The organism is Haemophilus parainfluenzae, assembly GCF_014931395.1.
Taxonomy (GTDB): Bacteria; Pseudomonadota; Gammaproteobacteria; order Enterobacterales; family Pasteurellaceae; genus Haemophilus_D.
This window is the reverse complement of the sequence record NZ_CP063120.1, coordinates 986,456-1,006,539: the sequence shown is the minus strand read 5'-3', so window position 1 is coordinate 1,006,539 and position 20,084 is coordinate 986,456. Positions and strand designations below refer to the sequence as shown.

At 40.3% G+C, this 20,084-nt stretch carries 19 protein-coding genes; 11 read left to right on the top strand and 8 right to left on the bottom strand.

From position 1 onward, the window contains the following. The first annotated feature begins 67 nt into the window (after positions 1-67). Genes napG through INP94_RS04930 form a run of 4 tightly spaced genes read left to right on the top strand, consistent with a single transcriptional unit; the run spans position 68 to position 2,963 of the window. Complete coding sequence (gene napG, locus INP94_RS04945) at positions 68-973, top strand: ferredoxin-type protein NapG (RefSeq protein ID WP_049384758.1); 906 nt, start codon at positions 68-70, stop codon at positions 971-973. Further along, complete coding sequence (gene napH / locus INP94_RS04940) at positions 973-1,863, top strand: quinol dehydrogenase ferredoxin subunit NapH (protein WP_197544203.1); 891 nt, start codon at positions 973-975, stop codon at positions 1,861-1,863. The genes napG and napH overlap by 1 nt, the downstream gene beginning before the upstream one ends. 21 nt (positions 1,864-1,884) lie before the next feature. After that, positions 1,885-2,313 (top strand): nitrate reductase cytochrome c-type subunit, encoded by a 429-nt coding sequence (locus INP94_RS04935; protein ID WP_049373152.1) that lies wholly within the window; start codon positions 1,885-1,887, stop codon positions 2,311-2,313. A gap of 11 nt (positions 2,314-2,324) precedes the next feature. Further along, entirely contained in the window at positions 2,325-2,963 is a 639-nt protein-coding gene (locus INP94_RS04930; protein ID WP_049373150.1) for a NapC/NirT family cytochrome c, read from the top strand. A gap of 52 nt (positions 2,964-3,015) precedes the next feature. Here INP94_RS04930 and gss read toward each other — a convergent pair whose 3' ends face one another. Further along, positions 3,016-4,905 carry a bifunctional glutathionylspermidine amidase/synthase gene (gene gss / locus INP94_RS04925; protein WP_197544202.1) on the bottom strand — a complete coding sequence of 630 codons (1,890 nt, stop codon included), beginning with the start codon at positions 4,903-4,905 and terminating at the stop codon, positions 3,016-3,018. Positions 4,906-5,076: 171 nt separating this feature from the next. Continuing rightward, a complete protein-coding gene (locus INP94_RS04920) occupies positions 5,077-6,150 on the bottom strand; it encodes a tRNA/rRNA methyltransferase (RefSeq protein WP_197544201.1) in 1,074 nt (357 codons plus the stop codon). A gap of 149 nt (positions 6,151-6,299) precedes the next feature. Here INP94_RS04920 and pssA point away from each other — a divergent pair, with 149 nt between their 5' ends. The 3 genes from pssA (at position 6,300) to bamJ (ending at position 9,317) form a co-directional block, all read left to right on the top strand. Continuing rightward, positions 6,300-7,667, top strand: coding sequence for a CDP-diacylglycerol--serine O-phosphatidyltransferase (gene pssA, locus INP94_RS04915; RefSeq protein ID WP_197544200.1), 1,368 nt, complete (start codon positions 6,300-6,302; stop codon positions 7,665-7,667). Positions 7,668-7,792: 125 nt separating this feature from the next. After that, a complete protein-coding gene (gene asd / locus INP94_RS04910; RefSeq protein WP_197544199.1) occupies positions 7,793-8,662 on the top strand; it encodes an archaetidylserine decarboxylase in 870 nt (289 codons plus the stop codon). A 22-nt stretch (positions 8,663-8,684) separates the two neighbouring features. Next, on the top strand, positions 8,685-9,317 hold the full coding sequence (gene bamJ / locus INP94_RS04905; RefSeq protein ID WP_197544198.1) for a BamJ family beta-barrel-assembly machinery protein: 633 nt from the start codon (positions 8,685-8,687) through the stop codon (positions 9,315-9,317). A gap of 35 nt (positions 9,318-9,352) precedes the next feature. Here the strand turns inward: bamJ and INP94_RS04900 are convergent, their stop codons facing one another. Both INP94_RS04900 and proB read right to left on the bottom strand, forming a co-directional pair. After that, positions 9,353-9,733, bottom strand: a complete 381-nt coding sequence (locus tag INP94_RS04900; RefSeq protein WP_049365632.1) for a hypothetical protein — start codon at positions 9,731-9,733, stop codon at positions 9,353-9,355. A 112-nt stretch (positions 9,734-9,845) separates the two neighbouring features. Further along, on the bottom strand, positions 9,846-10,955 hold the full coding sequence (gene proB, locus INP94_RS04895; protein WP_197544197.1) for a glutamate 5-kinase: 1,110 nt from the start codon (positions 10,953-10,955) through the stop codon (positions 9,846-9,848). 141 nt (positions 10,956-11,096) lie between these two features. Here proB and folA point away from each other — a divergent pair, with 141 nt between their 5' ends. Further along, positions 11,097-11,597, top strand: a complete 501-nt coding sequence (gene folA, locus INP94_RS04890) for a type 3 dihydrofolate reductase (RefSeq protein ID WP_197544196.1) — start codon at positions 11,097-11,099, stop codon at positions 11,595-11,597. Positions 11,598-11,674: 77 nt separating this feature from the next. Here folA and pfkA read toward each other — a convergent pair whose 3' ends face one another. The 4 genes from pfkA to dprA all read right to left on the bottom strand — a co-directional run bounded on the left by pfkA (position 11,675) and on the right by dprA (position 15,295). After that, the gene (pfkA, locus tag INP94_RS04885) at positions 11,675-12,640 is read right to left on the bottom strand and encodes a 6-phosphofructokinase (RefSeq protein WP_049363272.1); all 966 of its coding nucleotides are present in this window, start codon (positions 12,638-12,640) and stop codon (positions 11,675-11,677) included. A gap of 112 nt (positions 12,641-12,752) precedes the next feature. After that, a complete protein-coding gene (locus INP94_RS04880; protein ID WP_197544195.1) occupies positions 12,753-13,343 on the bottom strand; it encodes an HI_0983 family protein in 591 nt (196 codons plus the stop codon). Continuing rightward, a complete protein-coding gene (gene yaaA / locus INP94_RS04875; RefSeq protein ID WP_049375008.1) occupies positions 13,336-14,112 on the bottom strand; it encodes a peroxide stress protein YaaA in 777 nt (258 codons plus the stop codon). Before yaaA ends, INP94_RS04880 begins: the two co-directional genes overlap by 8 nt. Positions 14,113-14,176: 64 nt before the next feature. Further along, positions 14,177-15,295, bottom strand: a complete 1,119-nt coding sequence (dprA, locus tag INP94_RS04870) for a DNA-processing protein DprA (RefSeq protein WP_197544194.1) — start codon at positions 15,293-15,295, stop codon at positions 14,177-14,179. Between the two features lie 522 nt (positions 15,296-15,817). On the opposite strand from dprA, the gene leuA reads away from it, so the two are divergent. The 3 genes from leuA (at position 15,818) to leuC (ending at position 20,079) form a co-directional block, all read left to right on the top strand. Next, positions 15,818-17,365 carry a 2-isopropylmalate synthase gene (leuA, locus tag INP94_RS04865; RefSeq protein WP_005696823.1) on the top strand — a complete coding sequence of 516 codons (1,548 nt, stop codon included), beginning with the start codon at positions 15,818-15,820 and terminating at the stop codon, positions 17,363-17,365. A 73-nt stretch (positions 17,366-17,438) separates the two neighbouring features. Further along, positions 17,439-18,515, top strand: a complete 1,077-nt coding sequence (gene leuB / locus INP94_RS04860; protein WP_197544193.1) for a 3-isopropylmalate dehydrogenase — start codon at positions 17,439-17,441, stop codon at positions 18,513-18,515. 154 nt (positions 18,516-18,669) lie between these two features. Continuing rightward, positions 18,670-20,079: a 3-isopropylmalate dehydratase large subunit gene (gene leuC, locus INP94_RS04855; protein ID WP_041918225.1), complete on the top strand. Its 1,410-nt coding sequence runs from the start codon at positions 18,670-18,672 to the stop codon at positions 20,077-20,079. Positions 20,080-20,084 lie beyond the last annotated feature (5 nt).

The following is a 20,084-nucleotide window of genomic DNA, read 5'->3' as shown; positions in this document are numbered from 1 at the left end:
TAAAATAAGAGCGGTCAAATTTTGCAACATTTTTACAAAATCGGGCCGCTTATAAAAGGAAACGCAGATGAGACTTGATCCTAACCGTCGTCAGTTTTTAAAAAATGTGACAAGAACGGCAGCCGGAGTATGTGGGGTTGGTATTATTCTTGGCTTACAGCAACAACAAGCTAAAGCTAAAGAAGGAATCGCCTTGCGTCCACCTGGTGCTTTACCGGAAAAGGATTTCTTGGCAGCTTGTACCCGTTGCGGACAATGCGTCCAAGCCTGTCCATATGATATGTTGCATTTAGCTTCGCTGATTTCACCAATGGAAGCGGGCACACCTTATTTTATCGCGCGGGATAAACCTTGCGAAATGTGTCCAGATATTCCATGTATGAATGCCTGTCCAAGTGGTGCATTAAGTAAAGAACTCAAAGATATCAATGATGCCAGAATGGGCTTAGCCGTCTTGCTGGATCATGAAACCTGCTTAAACTGGCAAGGTTTACGTTGTGATGTTTGTTATCGCGTTTGTCCATTAGTAGATAAAGCGATTACACTTGAACGTATCCACAATGATCGTACTGGGATTCATGCAAAACTTATTCCAACGGTTCACTCCGATGCTTGCACCGGATGCGGTAAATGCGAACAAGCTTGTGTGTTAGAAGAAGCGGCAATTAAAGTCTTACCGATGGATATCGCCAAAGGGCTACTCGGTCGCCACTATCGCTTAGGCTGGAAAGAAAAACAAAATGCCGGAAAATCCTTAATTGAGGAGCAACATCCAGATGGCTTACGTCCAGCAATGGATGCTCGTATGCCGGAAGGCTCACATGAGCCGGTTTATCAGCCAATGCAAGTTCAACCGAACCAAAAAGTTGCAACACCAAACCGTGCAACAATGGATTATGTACCAAATCCAACAACAGTTCCGGAAGCAGAGCAATTCCCAAATCTGGACTTAAACATTAAGGGGGTTAAATAATGGCTGAAAAATATACCCCGAATAAGCCAAAAGATGCTGGCTTAGAAGCTCGCCAAAAACTCGGTTGGTGGCATGCTTACCGCTTTTTAATTCTACGTCGAATCAGTCAATTAAGTATTATTTTGATGTTCTTAAGTGGCCCGATTTGGCAAGTTTGGATTCTAAAAGGCAATTACAGCTCAAGCATGCTTTTGGATACCGTGCCATTAACGGATCCATTGATTACCGCTGAAAGTTTAGCGACAGGTTACTTACCTGAAATCACGACGATTATTGGTGCCCTAATTATTGTTATATTCTACGCTATCATTGCTAGCAAAGCCTTCTGTAGTTGGGTCTGTCCAATGAATATGGTGACAGATACTGCAGCTTGGTTACGTAGAAAATTAGGTATTCGACAATCATTAAAAATCTCACGTCAGCTTCGATATGTGATTTTAGCGGTGATTTTAGTTGGTAGTGCGATAACTGGCACGCTCTTATGGGAGTGGATAAACCCTGTTGCCGCACTTGGACGCGTCTTTGTTTTTGGTACAGGTGCAACCCTTTGGCTAGTTACAGTCATCTTTTTATTTGACTTACTTGTTGCCGAACATGGTTGGTGCGGTCACCTTTGTCCGATTGGTGCGATTTATGGTGTCATTGGCAGTAAAAGTTTAATAAAAGTTAATGTAATTGATCGTGATCGCTGTGACCGTTGTATGGATTGTTATAATGTTTGCCCAGAGCCGCAAGTATTAAGACTTCCTTTACACGGTGGACCAGAAGATAGCCAAATTGTATTGGCAAAAGATTGTATTACTTGTGGACGCTGTATTGACGTGTGCGCAGAAAATGTATTTACATTTGGATCTCGATTTGAGAAACAAATAAAAATTAAAAATATTTAATTATTTAATGGAGTGGATTTCATGAAAAAATCATTTATTTTCATGCTGGCTTTATGTAGTGGATTGGCATTTGCTGATGCACCACAAGTTGCAAACAGCATCGATAAAACAGCAGAAAGTCTTGCACCTGCATTTAATAATCCTTATAAAGATGTAGGCAATATTCCTGTTACTTTTCCTAACCAACCCCCACTTGTTCCACACAGCATTCGTGGCTTACAAGTAACTAAAAATGCGAATCAATGTTTAGGTTGCCACGCGCCAGATGTTGCCCCAACAACGGGTGCGCCACGTGTTCCTGAGAGTCATTTCTTAACACGTGATGGTCAAAAAACAGAAGGTACCTCACCACGTCGTTATTTCTGTTTACAATGCCACGTTCAGCAAACTAACGTAAATCCAATTATTCAAAATAAATTCGAAACCATTCGTAAAACGCAAGGTAAATAAGGAGCTAAACCATGATTAAATCAAGCATTCAAAAAGTTTGTCGTTGGTTACGCTCGCCGAGCAAAATGGCAATTGGTGGGGTGATTTTATTAACTATCATTGGTACTATTGTTGGAACTAACCTATTTAATGTCGGTATGTCAGCAACTAATACTGAACAATTCTGTTCAGATTGTCATACTAACGATGTTGTACCTGAATACCAAGCATCAATTCACTTTAGCAACCGTTCAGGTGTGAAAGCGATTTGTTCTGACTGTCACGTTCCTCATGAATTTGTGCCAAAAATGATTCGTAAAATGCAGGCTTCTACTGAAGTATTAGCATACTATACGGGTAAAGTTGATACTAAAGAAAAATTTGAAAAACATCGTTTAGAAATGGCTGAACGCGAATGGGCGCGTATGAAAGCGAATAACTCACAAGAGTGTCGTAACTGCCATAACTTTAATGATATGGATTACTCACAACAAAAAACTGTGGCACAACAAATGCACGCACTCGCACAGGAACAAAACAAAACCTGTATCGACTGTCACAAAGGGATTGCACACCATCTTCCAGATATGTCAAAAGTACAACAAACTTTTATTCCTGCTGATATGTTAAAAACAGATGAAAAACCAACTGATAACAAAGAAGCAAAATAATTTTATAAATTAACAATAACAAATCGGCACCCATTGAGTGCCGATTTTATTTTTATTTCTTAAGGAAAGATTTATCTAATAATACTCTTAACGGTTGCATATCACTGTTTCCCATAATAACCAAACTCGGGTCTGAGCGTAAACAGCTACCACCATAATGCCCCCCTACAGTGAAAGTACAAACCTGAACATATTGGTCTTCCACTTTTGGTAAACACCACAGTTGTTGATAAATACTTTCCTGCTTATCAAATCGACCGTCTGTGCTATCAAGTACAGATTTGCACTCACCAATGAGTTTCACATTATCACCTCGACGGCCTGCAATTGGTTTTTGTGCATAACCATTTTTAACCAACTCTGGTGTCAGTTCAAATCCTGCTTCAAGTAAATAACGATGATTCGGGAATAATGACCATAATACAGGTAAGATCGCTTTATTACTTGGAATAGCTGTCCAAAGCGGCTCATAGACTAAGACTTCTGGACGAAGTAGAACGTCAATTAACCGTACTTTATCTTCCGGATAGCCCGTGCGAATTGGTGGAGCCACTTCCATGCCTGTCGCATCTTCACGAAGTTGCTCCAACATGGTTTCCCAAGCCCATGTTTTCCACACCGTTTTTATCTGGTTATCTTCATCATCAATTAAACGACCACGACTATCCCAATGTAATCCCTCTGTGCCATGAATAATTTTGGCTTGAAATCCGGCTTGGACCAGTGCGTTACGCATAAACAATGAGTGGTAATCTTCTTCATCATCATGATCTTGCATAATATGAACAAGCGGCGTAGCTTCACTGTGTTTCCAACAATCCGCTAATGCATTACGTAAACCATCAGCAGGATTTTCACCAATATTCAATCCGCCTTGGATTGCCCATCGATTCATAAACTCACCGGCTTCCGCATGACAAGAGGCTGAATCTGCGTTGTATTCATACACTTTCAATCCACGACTATCCATGCAGAAATCTAAACGCCCCGTAATGGTTTGATAACGGCGATTTTGCCAAGATAAACGTAAGCGAGGCCATAATAATTTTGGAATATTGAAATATTCTAATAACTTATCGTCTTTTAAAACTTTATCTGTGGCATGCAAATACATTAAATGTAATTCATTAGTTGCACGAATCAACTCATGCTGTGCTGTTTCAGACATCGTAAAGTAACGATATTGGTCAGAATGGCTAACTTTATGCCCTCCCATTGCTTTCACATAGGCAGCTTCAAATTCATTTTGCTCATTCAGCCATTTATGTTCAAACTGACCGTTGTTTTCAATATGTTCTGCATGAATTTCAAGTTTCTCTTTTTCAGGCATTGGCTGTGGCAGACTGTATTCGGTGTCTTCCGTTTGGATCATCCAACCTAAAATTTCGGTATCATCAAAGGTATCATGTAGAAAATAACCACTTTCAGAAACCGTCATCGGTAATTCACGCGTCCATTGCTGCCCGCTTGGTAAGCGAGAGTGAATCACGTTTTGCTCAGCAATGCGGATTTTATCCTCTAAGACTTCGGTAATAATCGCTACATGCCCCGTATGTTTAAATTCGCCCCCCTCTTGCCAAATTAAAAGGGCGCCTGCTTCAGGCTTACGTTTGCAACCATTTGCAAAGGCTTGTAAGGGTAATAAGGCATCATTTACCACTTGACGTAAAAATCGTAGAGAAAAGATCTCGTAAGCCATTCCTACATCAGTAAACACCATGCCATGATTGAGATATAAATAACGGCGCGCAAATTCTACACACTGCCATTTGTAGCCCATGTACTCTCTTCCTAAATAACTGCGAAAGGCAGCATCATCCGGATACTCTTTCTCATCGGCTGTATGATAATCTGAGGAATAAATCGCAATCCCACCCGGTGCATAACCTAATAAACTTCCGAAAGGATCATGTGTACTAATATTGGCTGAACGTTCAGGCATAAAAACTCCCTGTTAAATAACTACTCGGAATAGTATAGATCTTTTGTCCAACTTCCCCCAAAAACTTTATGAAAGAAAGATGAAAAATTGAATACTACACAATGTTGAAAAAGAAAAAGAGCTGACAGATGTCAGCCCCAAAAACGAATCAAAAAATGACCGCACTTAAGGTTATTTCACATACCAATGCGCTAATAAAATCCCTGTATTTACCGCAATATTTAATCCTGCTTTTAATGGATTACTTAAAGAAAGACACACATTTACATCTTGTTTCTCACGAATATCATCTGTACTACCTTCGCTCAATACCAACGCGACTTTCTCTGCAAATTTGAGTTGTTCCAACGCAACACCTTGTTTATTGGTTGATACATGAATAATCTGATAGCCAGCCTTACGTAAAGCCTCTAACGCAACTTCTGTACTTTCTGTTTCTAAAATACGAATATGCTCCATCCCGCCTTCAGCCACACGCATCGCAGCCGGTGCATAAAGCTGTTCAACTTGATTGGTTACCACATTTTTAATGCCATAGAAGGCGCAAGTACGCACAACGCCACCTAGGTTTTGCGCATTATTGACTTGATCAAGCAATACTAAGCAGTCTTCTTGACGCGGGACATCTAAATAACCTTGCAAAGAGAAAGTACGTTGCTTCTTCACTAGCATACAAATGCCACCATGATGCTCAGTGCCACTTACTAAGCTTAGCTCATCGCTATCCACCACGTGATACACTTTTTTATTCGCGGCTAAATAACTGAAAATCTCGCCAATTCGATGCGACATTTGCACCGTTGCCCATACGCGAACAATGCTCTCTGGACGCTCAGCAAACAATTCTAAGCACGCATTTTCACCATACACTTTCATTTCTTCAGCACGGTTCTTTTTAATTTTCTCCGGTGCGCGTGGTGATAATGCACCCGTTTTCTTTTCTTTCGGTTTATAACTCACTCCAGTGCTTTTCACCGTTACTTTTACCGAGCCACTTTCACCATTCGCTTTATTTAATGAAAGCTCTGCAATTTTTGGCTCTCTCACTTCTTGCTGTTGAAAACCACGAGAAGGTTTACGATCATCCCGTTTTTTATCAAAGTGCGGTCGATTTCCATCATGTTTTTCATTATTACGACGATCATCAAAGCGACGTTCTTTGTCATTAAATGCACGTTTTGGGCTACGCTCTTGAAAAGATTTGGTGGAATTTGTTTGGAATGATGGTTTGCGTGAATTGCTCATAATTTGCTTCTCGAAGGAAAAATTGGATAATAATTCGCCAAAAAATGCGAAAATTTGTGAGCATTATAACGAAAAAAAACCTTTTTTCTATCAATCCACAAAGGAAATATTGTAAACTAGAGCATTAATTTTTAGTGTAGAGATCGATTATGTTAATCAATAAAGCTAAACGAGCAGAACAAAATTTAAAAAATTTGCCTTTTCTTCCTTTACAGGCAGAACAGGTTGAGTTTCTGTTTAGTCCGCTTGAATTCAAAGCACAAATTATAGAATTAATTCGCCAAGCTAAAAAACGCATTTACGTGACCGCACTTTATTGGCAAAAAGATGAAGCGGGACAAGAAATTCTCAATGAAATTTATCGCGTAAAACAAGATCATCCAGAATTGGATGTGAAAATTTTAGTGGATTGGCATCGCGGACAACGCAATTTACTCGGTGCAGAAAAATCTGCTACTAACGCTGATTGGTATTGTGAACAACGCCAAACCTATCAACTTCCCGATGAACCGAATATGTTCTTCGGTGTGCCAATTAATACCCGTGAAGTCTTCGGCGTGTTGCATATTAAAGGCTTTGTCTTTGACGATACCGTGCTTTATAGCGGCGCAAGCATCAATAACGTGTATTTACAACAACAAGATAAATACCGTTACGACCGCTATCAAAAAATCCATAATGCTGCATTGGCAGACTCTATGGTTAATTTCATCAATGATTATTTATTGGATTTCAGCGCAGTACATCCATTAGATGTGGCTAATCGTCCTCGCACCAAAGAAATTCGTAGTGCAATAAAAGCTTATCGTAAAAACTTATCTGCCCATGCGGAATATCAGTTGGAAAGTGCGGTTGGTTTTTCCGATGTTTTAACCATTTCACCACTTTTTGGTTTAGGTGCATCGGGCAATGAATTAAACCAAGTTATCGAAGATTTATTCTTACAAGTGCAGGAAAAACTGGTGATTTGCACCCCTTATTTCAACTTCCCTCGCACACTAAGAAGTAAACTTGCCCGCTTATTAGAGCAAGGAAAGCGTGTCGAAATTATCGTGGGTGATAAAGTCGCAAACGATTTCTATATTCCACCAGAGCAGCCATTTAAAATGGCTGGCGCATTGCCTTATTTATATGAAAGCAATCTTCGTCGTTTCTGCGAGAAATTTGATGCTTACATTAAAAATGGCCATTTAACGGTGCGTTTATGGAAAGATGGCGATAACACTTATCACCTCAAAGGTGTTTGGGTGGACAACCAGTATATTCTTTTAACGGGGAACAACTTAAACCCTCGCGCATGGCGTTTAGATGCGGAAAATGGATTATTAATCCACGATCCAAAACAAGAACTTCTGCCTCAAGTGGAAAAAGAATTGTCACACATCCGCCAACATACCAAAGTATTGCAAGATTATTCTGAATTAGAAGAATTGACGCAATATCCTGAACCGGTGCAAAAACTGTTGAAAAAATTTGCTCGGATTCAAGCAGACAAATTAGTCAAAATGATTTTATAACCGCAAAAAGAGGCCGACAAATGTCGGCTTCTTGCTTTCATCTTACGCAAAAACCTCGACTAACATTGCACAAGTGAAATAAGTTGTTATAATCGCCCGACTTTTAAATCTTATTGGAGAAATCAATGAACCCAATTTCTTATTGGCAACGCCTAAAAGTTGCATTTCAATATGTGATGCCACAAATCTATATGACACAAGCAGCAGGTTGGTTAGCTAAACAAAAATGGGGCGCGGTGACACATTTTGTGATTAAAGCGTTTGCAAAAAAATACAACATTGATATGAGCATTGCTGAAAAAGAAAAATTCAGTGATTACGCTAGTTTTAATGAATTCTTTATCCGTTCATTAAAAGAAAATGCACGACCAATTAACCAAAATCCAACCGCACTTTGCTGTCCTGCGGATGGCCGTGTAAGTGAATGTGGGCACATTGAAGATGACCGCCTATTACAAGCAAAAGGTCACTTCTTCAGCTTAAACGATTTATTAGCGGAAGATAAAGATTTAACCGAGACCTTTAAAAATGGGGAATTCGTCACCACTTATTTATCACCACGTGATTATCACCGTGTGCATATGCCATGTGATGGTACACTTCGCAAAATGATTTACGTGCCGGGTGATTTATTCTCCGTCAATCCATTTTTAGCAAAACATGTACCGAACCTCTTCGCACGTAATGAACGTGTGATTTGTGTCTTTGATACTGAATTTGGCACCATGGTACAAATCTTGGTAGGTGCAACAATCACCGCAAGTATCGGTACAGTTTGGGCTGGCGTGATTAATCCGCCACGTTATAGCGAAGTGAAAGTCTGGACTTATGAAGGTGAAAGTGCGGTTAAATTAAGCAAAGGTCAAGAAATGGGTTGGTTCCAACTTGGTTCTACCGTAATTAATTTATTCCAAGCCGGTCAAGTGCAAATTGCCGATCATTTAAGTGTTGATGAACCTGTGCGCATGGGTGAAATCTTGGCATTGAAAAAATAGTTTTACAACAAAGGAAAAAATAATGACAGCTCAAATTTTTGAACAAGTAAAATTAGAAAGTATTTCTGAAAAAGGCAGCTACGGTATCGGTTTACAAATCGGTCAACAATTAGCAGATAGTCAAATGGATATTTCTGTTGAAGCGGTAGCAAAAGGCATTTTCGACGCGTTAAACCGCAATCAACCCGCATTAGAAATTAATGATTTAATGCATTCTGTTCAAGCCCTTCAACAACAAGCGGCTGAAGCACAACAAGCGCAATTTAAAGCGATTGAAGAAGAAGGTAAAAAATTCTTAGAAGAAAACGCGAAAAAAGCGGGCGTAAAAGTTACTGACAGCGGTTTACAATACGAAATTCTAACCGAAGGTAACGGTAATAAACCAGCTGCGACAGACAAAGTACGTGTTCACTACACAGGTACATTACCAGATGGTACCGTATTCGACAGCTCTGTTGCACGCGGTACGCCAGCTGAATTCCCAGTAAATGGCGTAATTCGTGGTTGGGTTGAAGCATTACAAATGATGCCTGTTGGTTCTAAATGGAAACTCACTATTCCACACGAACTGGCTTACGGCGAACGTGGTGCAGGTGCATCTATCCCTCCATTCTCACCTTTAGTGTTTGAAGTCGAATTACTCGATATCCTTTAAAACAAAAAAGTGCGGTTAATTTTAACCGCACTTTTTTATTCTTCGTCGTCTTCGCTATAACGATCATCATCGTCATAATCATAGGTTAAGATCGCATCCTCATCATAACCCTCTATATCAACCTGAACGCCGTTTGAGCCAGCATCAAATCCATTAAACCATGCGGTTCTCAGCTCTTCAGGTACACGTCGGCCACAAAAGTTAATTCGTTTATTCAGTTGAGATTGGCTTTGTGCTTGGAAATCTTTCCCGACACGATAACCATCTAAATACCAGTCATCTTTATCATGACAAGCCGTCGTATTTAAACGCTTTACGTGTTTACTCACTGAAATGGGGCTACGATGTTTTACATAATAGCCCTGCGTACAAGCACTTAATAGCCCAACAGCTAAAACGGTCGCGATTAATCTCATGTTGTCTCCTTTTACTACTTAATATCGGGTTATTGCCCTTTTTATGGTTTTATAGACCGACAAAATAAAAGGAAGGTTCAGAAAATATGAGAGATCCGATTTCTATTGCAGGCTATAGCACAATCATATCATCACGATGTAGCGCAACTGCACCGTACTCATAACCAAGAATTTGCTCAATATCTTGAGATTTTTTCCCTTTGATTAATTCTAAGGCATCGCTGTTATAACGAGGCATACCGAGTGCAATCACTTTACCTGAGGTATTCTTAATTTTGACGACTTCACCGCGTGAAAAACGCCCTTCCACAGCCGTAATCCCTGCAGGCAGCAACGATTTATTCTGTACTAACATAGCATTTTCAGCACCTTCATCAATCGTCAGCATTCCTGCTGATGGTGCTGCAAATAACCACTGCTTACGGTTTTCTAAACGATCAGAATGATGAGCAATAAATTTGGTGCCAATTGGTTTATCGTACGCCAAATCCACAATGACATCAGGTCGGCTACCTGGCGCAATAATCGTTTCAATACCTGAACGCGTTGCCACATCTGCCGCAATTATTTTTGTACTCATCCCGCCAGTACCAAGGTTTGTACCACTACCGCCTGCAATAGAACGAATATGGTCGGTAATTTGCTCAACCACAGGAATTAATTTCGCATCTGGATTTTTACGAGGATCGCTTTCGAACAAACCTTGTTGATCCGTTAATAAATAAAGTTGTTCCGCTTGCACTAAAATCGCGACTAATGCAGATAAGTTATCATTATCTCCTACTTTTATCTCAGCTGTTGCCACCGCATCATTCTCGTTAATCACAGGAATAATATGATTGTCTAACAGGGCATGTAATGTATCGCGCGCATTTAAAAAACGTTCACGGTCTTCAATATCAGCACGAGTTAATAAAATTTGTCCAATATGAATATCATAAATCGCAAATAATTTTTCCCAGGCTTGAATCAGCTGACTCTGCCCTACTGCAGCTAGAAGTTGCTTTGACGCAATGGTTGGCGGAAGTTGAGGATGATTTAAATAATGCCGTCCTGCTGCAATCGCACCTGATGTCACAATCACGACACGAAAACCCGCTTGATGAAGCTGGGCAATCTGGCGAACAATATCGACCATGTGAGGCGCATTCAATTTTGGGGAACCATGTGTTAATGTGCTAGTACCAAATTTTACGACGATTGTTTTGCGATTTGCCGACATAGTTTGTCCTCAGTGAAAAAATAGAAAAGTGCGGTTAAATTAGCACTAAAATTAATAAAAATCACGAAAAAAACCATCTCAAATTCAGATTTTCTGAATAGCTATGATATAATGCAAAAAAAGAAAAATAGGATAGAAAATATGACATTAAGTTTGATCGTTGCGATAACAAAAAATAACGTCATCGGAAAAGATAATCAAATGCCTTGGCACTTGCCTGCTGATTTAGCCTGGTTTCGTAAAAACACTACGGGAAAACCGGTGATTATGGGCCGTAAAACTTTCGAAAGCATTGGTCGCCCACTACCGAAACGGACTAATATTGTCCTTTCACGCACGCCTTACGAACATGAAGGTGTCATCTGGAAAAATAGTTTTGAAAGTGCGGTCGATTTTGTCAAAGAATTTGATGAAATTATGTTGCTCGGCGGCGGAGAGTTATTTAAACAATATTTACCTAAAGCAGATAAATTGTACCTCACGCAAATTCAAGCAGACATTGACGGTGACACCTTCTTCCCTGAAATTAATTGGGCTGAATGGAACATCGAGTTTGAAGAATATCGCCAAGCGGATGCGGATAATCCCTATGATTGTCGTGTTTTTATTTTGCAGCGTAAGAGAAATAACTTAAAAGCTTAATCTAAACAGATAAAAATCGGGCTAAAACAATGATTGCTTTAGCCCGATTTCTTTTATTTTAAATAACCTTACAAAGATTATTCTAAGCGTTTAGCCATTTCTAACCAATCTGCTTTAAATTCACGACGCATATTGTTGATTGCATCAATAATATCGTGGTGAACTAATTTTTCATTTTGAATACCCACACAGTAGCCACCTTTACCTTGTAGCAATATATCTACCGCATATACGCCCATACGTGAAGCTAAAATACGGTCAAAGGCACAAGGCGAACCACCACGTTGAATATGGCCTAATACGGTTGCACGGGTTTCATGACCTACACGAGCTTCAATTTCACGAGCGAGAGAATGCACGTCAGTGATTAACTCAGTAATCGCAATGATGGCGTGGCGTTTTCCACGAATAATACTGCGCTCAATTTGGCGAATTAATTCTTCACGATTAAATTCCATTTCAGATGCCACGATATATTCACAACCACCTGCGATGCCTGCAGAAATAGTTAAGTCACTACAGTGACGGCCCATGATTTCTACGATAGAAATACGTTGATGAGAACTTGAGGTGTCACGTAAACGGTCGATGGCATCCACCGCTGTTTGTAGCGCAGTTTCATAACCGATTGTGTAATCCGTACCTGCCACATCATTATCAATCGTGCCTGGAATACCCACGCAAGGGAAACCATGTTCTTCTGTGAGCAATTTCGCCCCCATGTAAGAACCATCACCACCGATAACAACTAAAGCATCAATACCATGTGAACGTAAAATTTCTGCACATTTTTCACGTACCGCTGGATCCTTAAATTCAGGGAAACGAGCAGAACCTAAGAATGTACCACCACGGTTAATAATATCTGATACATTATAACGGTTTAACTGTTTGATTTTATTGTTGTATAAGCCTTGATAACCATCATAAATGCCGAATACATCAAGCCCTTCTGCAAGTGCTGCACGCACAACACCACGAATAGCAGCATTCATACCAGGAGCATCACCACCACTGGTTAATACAGCAATTTTTTTAATCATATTTACCTACTTTGAATTCTTAAAAACAATTGGTGCTAAGATTACACCATCCATAATTTCTGCTCTAGCAAAATTTGAAAAATTTACTTGAGATTTGATCTAGTTATACATTTTAGTGATTGAAATAACTTTCACATTTCCAAGAAAGATCCGCTTTTTGTAATGTTTTACTTTCTTTTGCGACAAGATACTTTTGTAAATTTTTCACAATTTTTACTTTGCTTAAGCGCTGAAACTTTTTCATTTCCATTTTTTGGGAATATTGGTATTGCACGAAACCACAACGTGGCACATTTTTGCCCTTAGCAATATCCACTTGCCAGGACGGATTTTGTTCTGTCGGAGCATAAATGACATAACCATTTAACTCAGTAGCGGGCTTTTTCGGATTCGTTGAATTCGCAAGAATTTTGAAATCTGTCACGCCTAAATTACGGTATACCTTCTCACGCAATGCTACGCGTTGCTCAATAGAACGGGATAAATCACGATCAAGCAACACTTCAATTTGAGATTGCCAATTTTCTAAGGTATCTGGCTCGGCAAGATAAACATAGCGCGCAATCGTATCCAAATCTTGGCTTGCAGTAAGTTTATAAGTTTTGCCGTTGTACTCAATTTTTTCAGGAGTTTGAAGCTGACTCACTTTTGCCGCACAACCTGAGAGTAAAAGTGCGGTCAATATAACCAAGATTTTATTCATTGATATCTCGCTTAAATACAAATTCTTTTTCAGTTGAGGATGTCGCATCAAACCAATAACCACCTAGGTCAAACTCTTTCAGTTGTTCAACACGTTCCAAACGATTTTGAATGATAAAACGACACATTAAACCACGGGCTTTTTTCGCATAAAAGCTGACCACTTTGTATTTACCATTCTTATTATCTAAGAAAACAGGCTTAACAATCTGTGCCTCTAATTGGCTTTCTTTCACTGATTTATAATATTCATCGGAGGCTAAATTGATCAAAATACGATCGCCTTGCTCATCAAGCGCTTGTTGCACGGATTGAGTGATGATGTTACCCCAAAAAGCATAAAGATCTTTCCCTTTTGGATTCGCTAACTTCGTGCCCATTTCCAAGCGGTAAGGTTGCATTAAATCAAGGGGTTTAAGTAAGCCATATAAGCCAGAAAGCATACGTAAATGGCGTTGTGCGAATTGCACATCTTCATCAGATAAGCTATCCGCATCCAAACCGGTGTAAACATCACCTTTGAATGCCCAAATGGCTGCGCGTGAATTTTTTTCGTTGTGAGATTTTGTCCATTCAGCAAAACGAGCGGCATTTAAGCCCGCAAGTTTATCGCTGATAGACATTAAGGAAGAAAGATCTTGGGGAGATAATTGACGACAGATTTCAATCAGTTGCTCACTATAATCCGTCAAGTGCGGTTGAGAAACAGGAAGATTTCTGACCGCACTTTCAAAATCTAAGGTTTTTGCCGGGGAAATAATGGCTAACATAGGTTCTCCTTTCTAAACACTGAGCCGTATCTTAGCACAGGATAGTCTCCTTACTCTACCCCGTTTATGCTATCCGCTTATAGAGTCCATTCTCATTGACGATTAAATCTTGTAACTCCAAATCTAACAACTGCACTAAAAGCAAATCCACCGGCAAATTCAATGTAACCGATAAATCATCAAGGCTTATTGGTGTATAACTGATATGTTGATAAAGTTCAGGATGACTTGGTTCCACGGCTAGTGTTTTTGCTGTGAGTGGTTGAGCTATCGGCTTATTAATTTGCGTATTATGTACTGGAGGCTGAAAAACAACGCTGTGATTGAGGCTATCTAAAATATCTTTGACATTTTCCACCAACATCGCCCCTTGCTTAATCAGTTTATGGCAGCCTTGACTGTATTCACTTTGAATATTCCCTGGTAAGGCAAAAATATCGCGATTTTGTTCTAAAGCATAGCGTGCTGTAATCAATGAACCGCTTTTCTCTGTGGCTTCAATGACTAATGTTCCTAATGAAAGCCCGCTAATAATGCGATTACGACGAGGAAAATTTTCAGCAATCGGTGCTTGCGTAGGGATAAATTCAGAAACTAATGCCCCGTTATTTTCGATAATTTGCTCGGCTAATCGGCGATGTTTAGCGGGGTAAATGTGATCTAATCCGCTGCCCAATACGGCAATGGTCTGCCCTTGAATATCCACCACCGCCTGATGGCTAAATCCATCGATACCTACAGCCAACCCACTCGTCACCGTTAATCCTGCGAGAGAAAGCTCTGTCGCAAAATATTTTGCCCAATATTCCCCATAAGCGGAGCAATAACGACTTCCAACCATGGCGATTTGCTGTGCTGAAAGTGCGATCAGATTACCTTTCACAAATAATAAGGGCGGAAAGCCACTAATTTGTTTGAGTAAAAAAGGATAGTCATCTGAAAAACAGTGTATTAAATGATGGCCTTCTTTTTCTGCCCAGCTCAAAGCGGGTTCAATAAATTTCATTTCTGGCTGAAACCAACGACGAATCTGCAAAGCCTCCCAACCCATTTGTTGAAATGCCACTTCATCATAATTTAACAATTCTTCTATATTCACATGGGCCAAAATTTGTTGAATCCGCACACTGCCCAATTTGGGCACTTGAGCTAATCGCAACAAAATCGACGTAAAATCGCTCATAATTCTCTCCTTTAAAAAGAAAATTATGGCGAGATTTGTCTCAAAAAATGAAAAGTTTGTCTTAATTCTGCGATTCAGATCGCAAAAAGAGAAAAAATTTTAGAAAAAATAGGCATACCAGAAACGAGGAATAAAACAGGACAAAAACAGCTTCTTAAAAGCTATTTTTAGAGATTAATTCTGATAAAAAACTTATATTAAGAGAAATACACTTTTAAGATTGTGTAGAGATATTCATTTTAGATATAAATCACTGATAAATGATTTGACAGCAACATTTTTATCCGTAATATGGACAGCGTTCTACAGAATTTTTTACAGGATTATCTTTTTATGTACCAAGCTGTTTCTTTATCTCTCAACCTCCTGCTCTCACATTCTTTGTGCGGCTAAGTTGTGGATAAAAAACACCTTTATGTAAAAAATCTATTATCAACCCGCACTTTTAAGATTGCGGGTTTTTTCGTTTTAAAATCACGGTAAAAATGACCGCACTTTGAGTGATAAAAGAAGGAAAACATTATGACAGATCGCGTTATTATTTTTGATACTACCTTGCGTGATGGCGAACAAGCGTTAAAAGCAAGCTTAACCGTTAAAGAGAAATTACAGATTGCTTTGGCACTTGAACGTCTCGGCGTGGATGTGATGGAAGTCGGTTTCCCGGTTTCTTCTCAAGGTGATTTTGAATCTGTTCAAACCATTGCACGCCATATCAAAAATAGTCGTGTTGCGGCACTTTCCCGTGCAGTAATTAAAGATATTGATGCTGCAGCTGAAGCCTTAAAAGTGGCAGAAGCGTTTCGTATCCATACATTTATTGCAGTTTCAGCCTTACACGTTGAAGCCAAATTAAAACGTACTTTTGACGATGTCGTTGAAATGGCGGTGGCAGCAGTAAAACATGCACGTAATTATACAGACGACGTAGAATTTTCTTGCGAAGATGCGGGCCGCACCGGTATCGACAATATTTGTCGTATTGTTGAAGCCGCAATTAATGCAGGTGCAACAACTGTAAACATTCCTGACACTGTTGGTTTCTGCTTACCTAATCAATTCGGCAATATTATTGCTGAAGTACGTAACCGCGTACCAAATATCGATAAAGCTGTGATTTCCGTACATTGTCACAATGACTTAGGTATGGCAACGGCTAACTCCTTAACCGCTGTACAAAATGGTGCACGTCAAATTGAATGTACTATTAACGGCATTGGTGAACGCGCAGGCAACACCTCTCTTGAAGAAGTGGTGATGGCAATGAAAGTTCGTCAAGAATTTATGGGCGTGGATACACGTATCAACACACAAGAAATCCACCGTGTCAGCCAAATGGTGAGCCAACTTTGTAATATGCCAATCCAACCGAATAAAGCGATTGTAGGCTCAAATGCTTTTGCACATTCATCCGGTATTCACCAAGATGGCATGTTAAAAAACCAAAATACCTACGAAATCATGTCGCCAGAAACTATTGGCTTGAAAAAAGAAAAATTGAACTTAACCGCACGTTCTGGTCGCGCAGCGGTAAAAGGTCACATGGCGGATATGGGCTACACCGAACAAGATTACGATTTAGACAAATTGTATGAAGCCTTCTTAAAATTAGCAGACAAAAAAGGCCAAGTATTCGATTATGACTTAGAAGCTTTAGCCTTTATCGATATGCAACAAGGGGATGAGGATCGTTTAGTGTTAGATAAACTTTCTGCACATTCCACTAAAGAATATCCAGCAACTGCGTTTGTTCAAGTGGAATTGGATGGTAAAAAATTAAGCACCTCTTCTATCGGTGGTAATGGTCCGGTTGATGCAGTTTACAATGCGATCTTGAATTTAACCGGCTTAGATATCAAAATGTCGCACTATAACTTAACTGCAAAAGGCGAAGGTGCTGAAGCCTTAGGTCAGGTGGATATCGTGGTTGAACACGAAGGCCGTAAATTCCATGGCGTTGGTTTAGCGACAGACATCGTTGAATCTTCCGCACTTGCTTTAGTTCATGCAATTAATGCTATTTATCGTGCGCATAAAGTCGCCGATATTAAAAGCCACAAACATCATTAATCCAATCCCCCTCTTTAGCAAAGAGGGGAGAAAATTAACCGCACTTTAGTGTGAAAGAAATAGGAAAAATAATATGCAATCATACAACATCGCTGTTCTACCAGGAGACGGTATCGGTCCGGAAGTCATGGCTGAAGCCATTAAAGTATTAAACAAAGTCCAAGAAAAATTCGGTTTTAAACTTAACTTCAATGAATTTTATGTAGGTGGTGCTGCAATTGATCATTGTGGTTGCCCATTACCGGCAGACACCTTAAAAGGTTGTGATGAGGCTGATGCGATTTTGTTTGGCTCTGTTGGCGGCCCTAAATGGACAAATTTACCACCGGATCAACAACCAGAACGCGGTGCATTATTACCATTGCGTAAACATTTTAAATTATTCTGCAATCTTCGTCCTGCTACCCTTTATAAAGGACTCGAAAAATTCTGTCCATTACGTGCAGATATTGCAGCGAAAGGGTTTGATATGGTGGTTGTACGTGAATTAACGGGTGGGATTTATTTCGGTCAGCCTAAAGGTCGTGAAGGTGAAGGCGCACAAACCAAAGCATTCGATACGGAAGTTTATTACAAATATGAAATCGAACGCATTGCACGTGCAGCTTTTGATGCGGCAATGAAACGTCGTAAACACGTCACTTCTGTCGATAAAGCTAACGTATTACAAGCTTCAATCTTATGGCGTGAAACCGTGACAGAAGTGGCGAAAGACTATCCAGAAGTCACCTTAGATCACATTTATATCGACAACGCGACCATGCAGTTAATCAAAGCGCCTGAATCTTTCGATGTACTCCTCTGCTCTAACATTTTCGGTGATATTATTTCTGATGAAGCGGCGATGATCACGGGCTCTATGGGGATGTTGCCATCTGCTAGCTTAAATGAAGAAGGTTTCGGTTTATATGAACCGGCTGGCGGTTCTGCACCAGATATCGCAGGCAAAGGCATTGCCAACCCAATCGCACAAATTCTTTCTGCGGCGATGATGTTGCGTTATAGCTTCAACTTAAACGAAGCAGCGGATGCCATTGAAAATGCCGTGCAAAAAGTCTTAGCAAATGGTCACCGTACCGGTGATTTAGCCGATGACTCTGCCCCTGTTTCAACGGCAGAAATGGGTACATTAATCGCTAAAGCAATCTAATAAAAACAATTAAAGTGCGGCTTAAAAACACTGACAAAAAGCAATGCTTTTTGAACGTTGGCTCTGCCAACGGCTCCGAAGGAGCGAGTAAATCTTCAGGATTTACGAGTAATAATTTGACCGCACTTGCTACTCTAACGAATTGAGAAAAATTATGGCAAAAACACTCTACGAGAAACTATTCGATGCCCATGTGGTGTACGAAGCTGAAGGCGAAACGCCGATTTTGTATATTAACCGTCATTTAATCCATGAAGTGACCAGCCCACAAGCCTTTGATGGTTTACGTGTGGCAGGCCGCCAAGTACGTCAAGTAAGTAAAACGTTCGGTACCATGGATCACAGTATTTCTACCCAAGTACGTGATGTAAATAAACTTGAAGGCCAAGCGAAAATTCAAGTATTGGAGCTCGCAAAAAACACAAAAGCGACCGGTATTCAATTATTCGATATGACCACAAAAGAACAAGGTATCGTGCATGTCATGGGGCCTGAACAAGGCTTAACTTTACCTGGCATGACTATCGTTTGTGGTGACTCCCATACCGCCACTCATGGTGCGTTTGGTGCTTTGGCATTTGGTATCGGTACCTCCGAAGTCGAACACGTATTAGCCACACAAACCTTAAAACAAGCTCGTGCGAAAAATATGAAAATTGAAGTGCGTGGCAAAGTGGCGCCAGGCATTACCGCAAAAGATATTATTCTTGCTATTATCGGTAAAACCACCATGGCTGGTGGTACAGGCCATGTGGTGGAATTCTGTGGTGAAGCCATTCGTGACCTTTCTATGGAAGGCCGTATGACCGTTTGTAATATGGCGATTGAAATGGGCGCGAAAGCCGGCTTAATCGCACCAGATGAAACGACTTTCGAATACTTAAAAGGTCGTCCACATGCACCAAAAGGTAAAGATTGGGATGATGCCGTTGCTTATTGGAAAACCTTAAAATCCGATGATGATGCGAAATTTGACACGGTCATCACGTTAGAAGCCAAAGACATTGCACCACAGGTGACTTGGGGAACAAACCCAGGCCAAGTAATCGGTATCGATCAACGCGTACCTAATCCAGCAGAAATGACCGATCCTGTGACTCGTGCTTCAGCAGAAAAAGCGTTGAATTATATCGGTTTAGAACCGAATACTGATTTAAAAGATATTCCGGTGGATCAAGTCTTTATCGGTTCTTGCACCAATGCTCGTATCGAAGATTTACGTGCGGCAGCGGCTGTCATGAAAGGGCGCAAAAAAGCTGACAATGTAAAACGTATTTTAGTGGTACCGGGTTCAGGCTTAGTGAAAGAGCAAGCAGAAAAAGAAGGCTTGGATAAAATCTTTATCGAAGCGGGCGCTGAATGGCGTAACCCTGGCTGCTCAATGTGTTTAGGGATGAACGATGACCGTTTAGGTGAATGGGAACGCTGTGCTTCCACTTCGAACCGTAACTTTGAAGGTCGCCAAGGCCGTAATGGTCGTACTCACTTAGTGAGTCCTGCGATGGCTGCCGCAGCGGGAATGTTCGGCAAATTCGTTGATATTCGTGACGTCACATTAAACTAAGGAGC

Excerpts from the sequence above, each read along its gene's own strand:
- proB (WP_197544197.1), bottom strand. The coding sequence starts at position 10,955 with ATGTCGGCAAATCGCAAAACAATCGTCGTAAAATTTGGTACTAGCACA.
- leuC (WP_041918225.1), top strand. The coding sequence starts at position 18,670 with ATGGCAAAAACACTCTACGAGAAACTATTCGATGCCCATGTGGTGTAC.
- INP94_RS04880 (WP_197544195.1), bottom strand. The coding sequence starts at position 13,343 with ATGAATAAAATCTTGGTTATATTGACCGCACTTTTACTCTCAGGTTGT.
- leuA (WP_005696823.1), top strand. The coding sequence starts at position 15,818 with ATGACAGATCGCGTTATTATTTTTGATACTACCTTGCGTGATGGCGAA.
- asd (WP_197544199.1), top strand. The coding sequence starts at position 7,793 with ATGAACCCAATTTCTTATTGGCAACGCCTAAAAGTTGCATTTCAATAT.
- folA (WP_197544196.1), top strand. The coding sequence starts at position 11,097 with ATGACATTAAGTTTGATCGTTGCGATAACAAAAAATAACGTCATCGGA.
- INP94_RS04920 (WP_197544201.1), bottom strand. The coding sequence starts at position 6,150 with ATGAGCAATTCACGCAAACCATCATTCCAAACAAATTCCACCAAATCT.
- pfkA (WP_049363272.1), bottom strand. The coding sequence starts at position 12,640 with ATGATTAAAAAAATTGCTGTATTAACCAGTGGTGGTGATGCTCCTGGT.
- gss (WP_197544202.1), bottom strand. The coding sequence starts at position 4,905 with ATGCCTGAACGTTCAGCCAATATTAGTACACATGATCCTTTCGGAAGT.
- INP94_RS04900 (WP_049365632.1), bottom strand. The coding sequence starts at position 9,733 with ATGAGATTAATCGCGACCGTTTTAGCTGTTGGGCTATTAAGTGCTTGT.
- INP94_RS04930 (WP_049373150.1), top strand. The coding sequence starts at position 2,325 with ATGATTAAATCAAGCATTCAAAAAGTTTGTCGTTGGTTACGCTCGCCG.
- dprA (WP_197544194.1), bottom strand. The coding sequence starts at position 15,295 with ATGAGCGATTTTACGTCGATTTTGTTGCGATTAGCTCAAGTGCCCAAA.
- INP94_RS04935 (WP_049373152.1), top strand. The coding sequence starts at position 1,885 with ATGAAAAAATCATTTATTTTCATGCTGGCTTTATGTAGTGGATTGGCA.
- leuB (WP_197544193.1), top strand. The coding sequence starts at position 17,439 with ATGCAATCATACAACATCGCTGTTCTACCAGGAGACGGTATCGGTCCG.
- yaaA (WP_049375008.1), bottom strand. The coding sequence starts at position 14,112 with ATGTTAGCCATTATTTCCCCGGCAAAAACCTTAGATTTTGAAAGTGCG.
- bamJ (WP_197544198.1), top strand. The coding sequence starts at position 8,685 with ATGACAGCTCAAATTTTTGAACAAGTAAAATTAGAAAGTATTTCTGAA.
- napH (WP_197544203.1), top strand. The coding sequence starts at position 973 with ATGGCTGAAAAATATACCCCGAATAAGCCAAAAGATGCTGGCTTAGAA.
- napG (WP_049384758.1), top strand. The coding sequence starts at position 68 with ATGAGACTTGATCCTAACCGTCGTCAGTTTTTAAAAAATGTGACAAGA.
- pssA (WP_197544200.1), top strand. The coding sequence starts at position 6,300 with ATGTTAATCAATAAAGCTAAACGAGCAGAACAAAATTTAAAAAATTTG.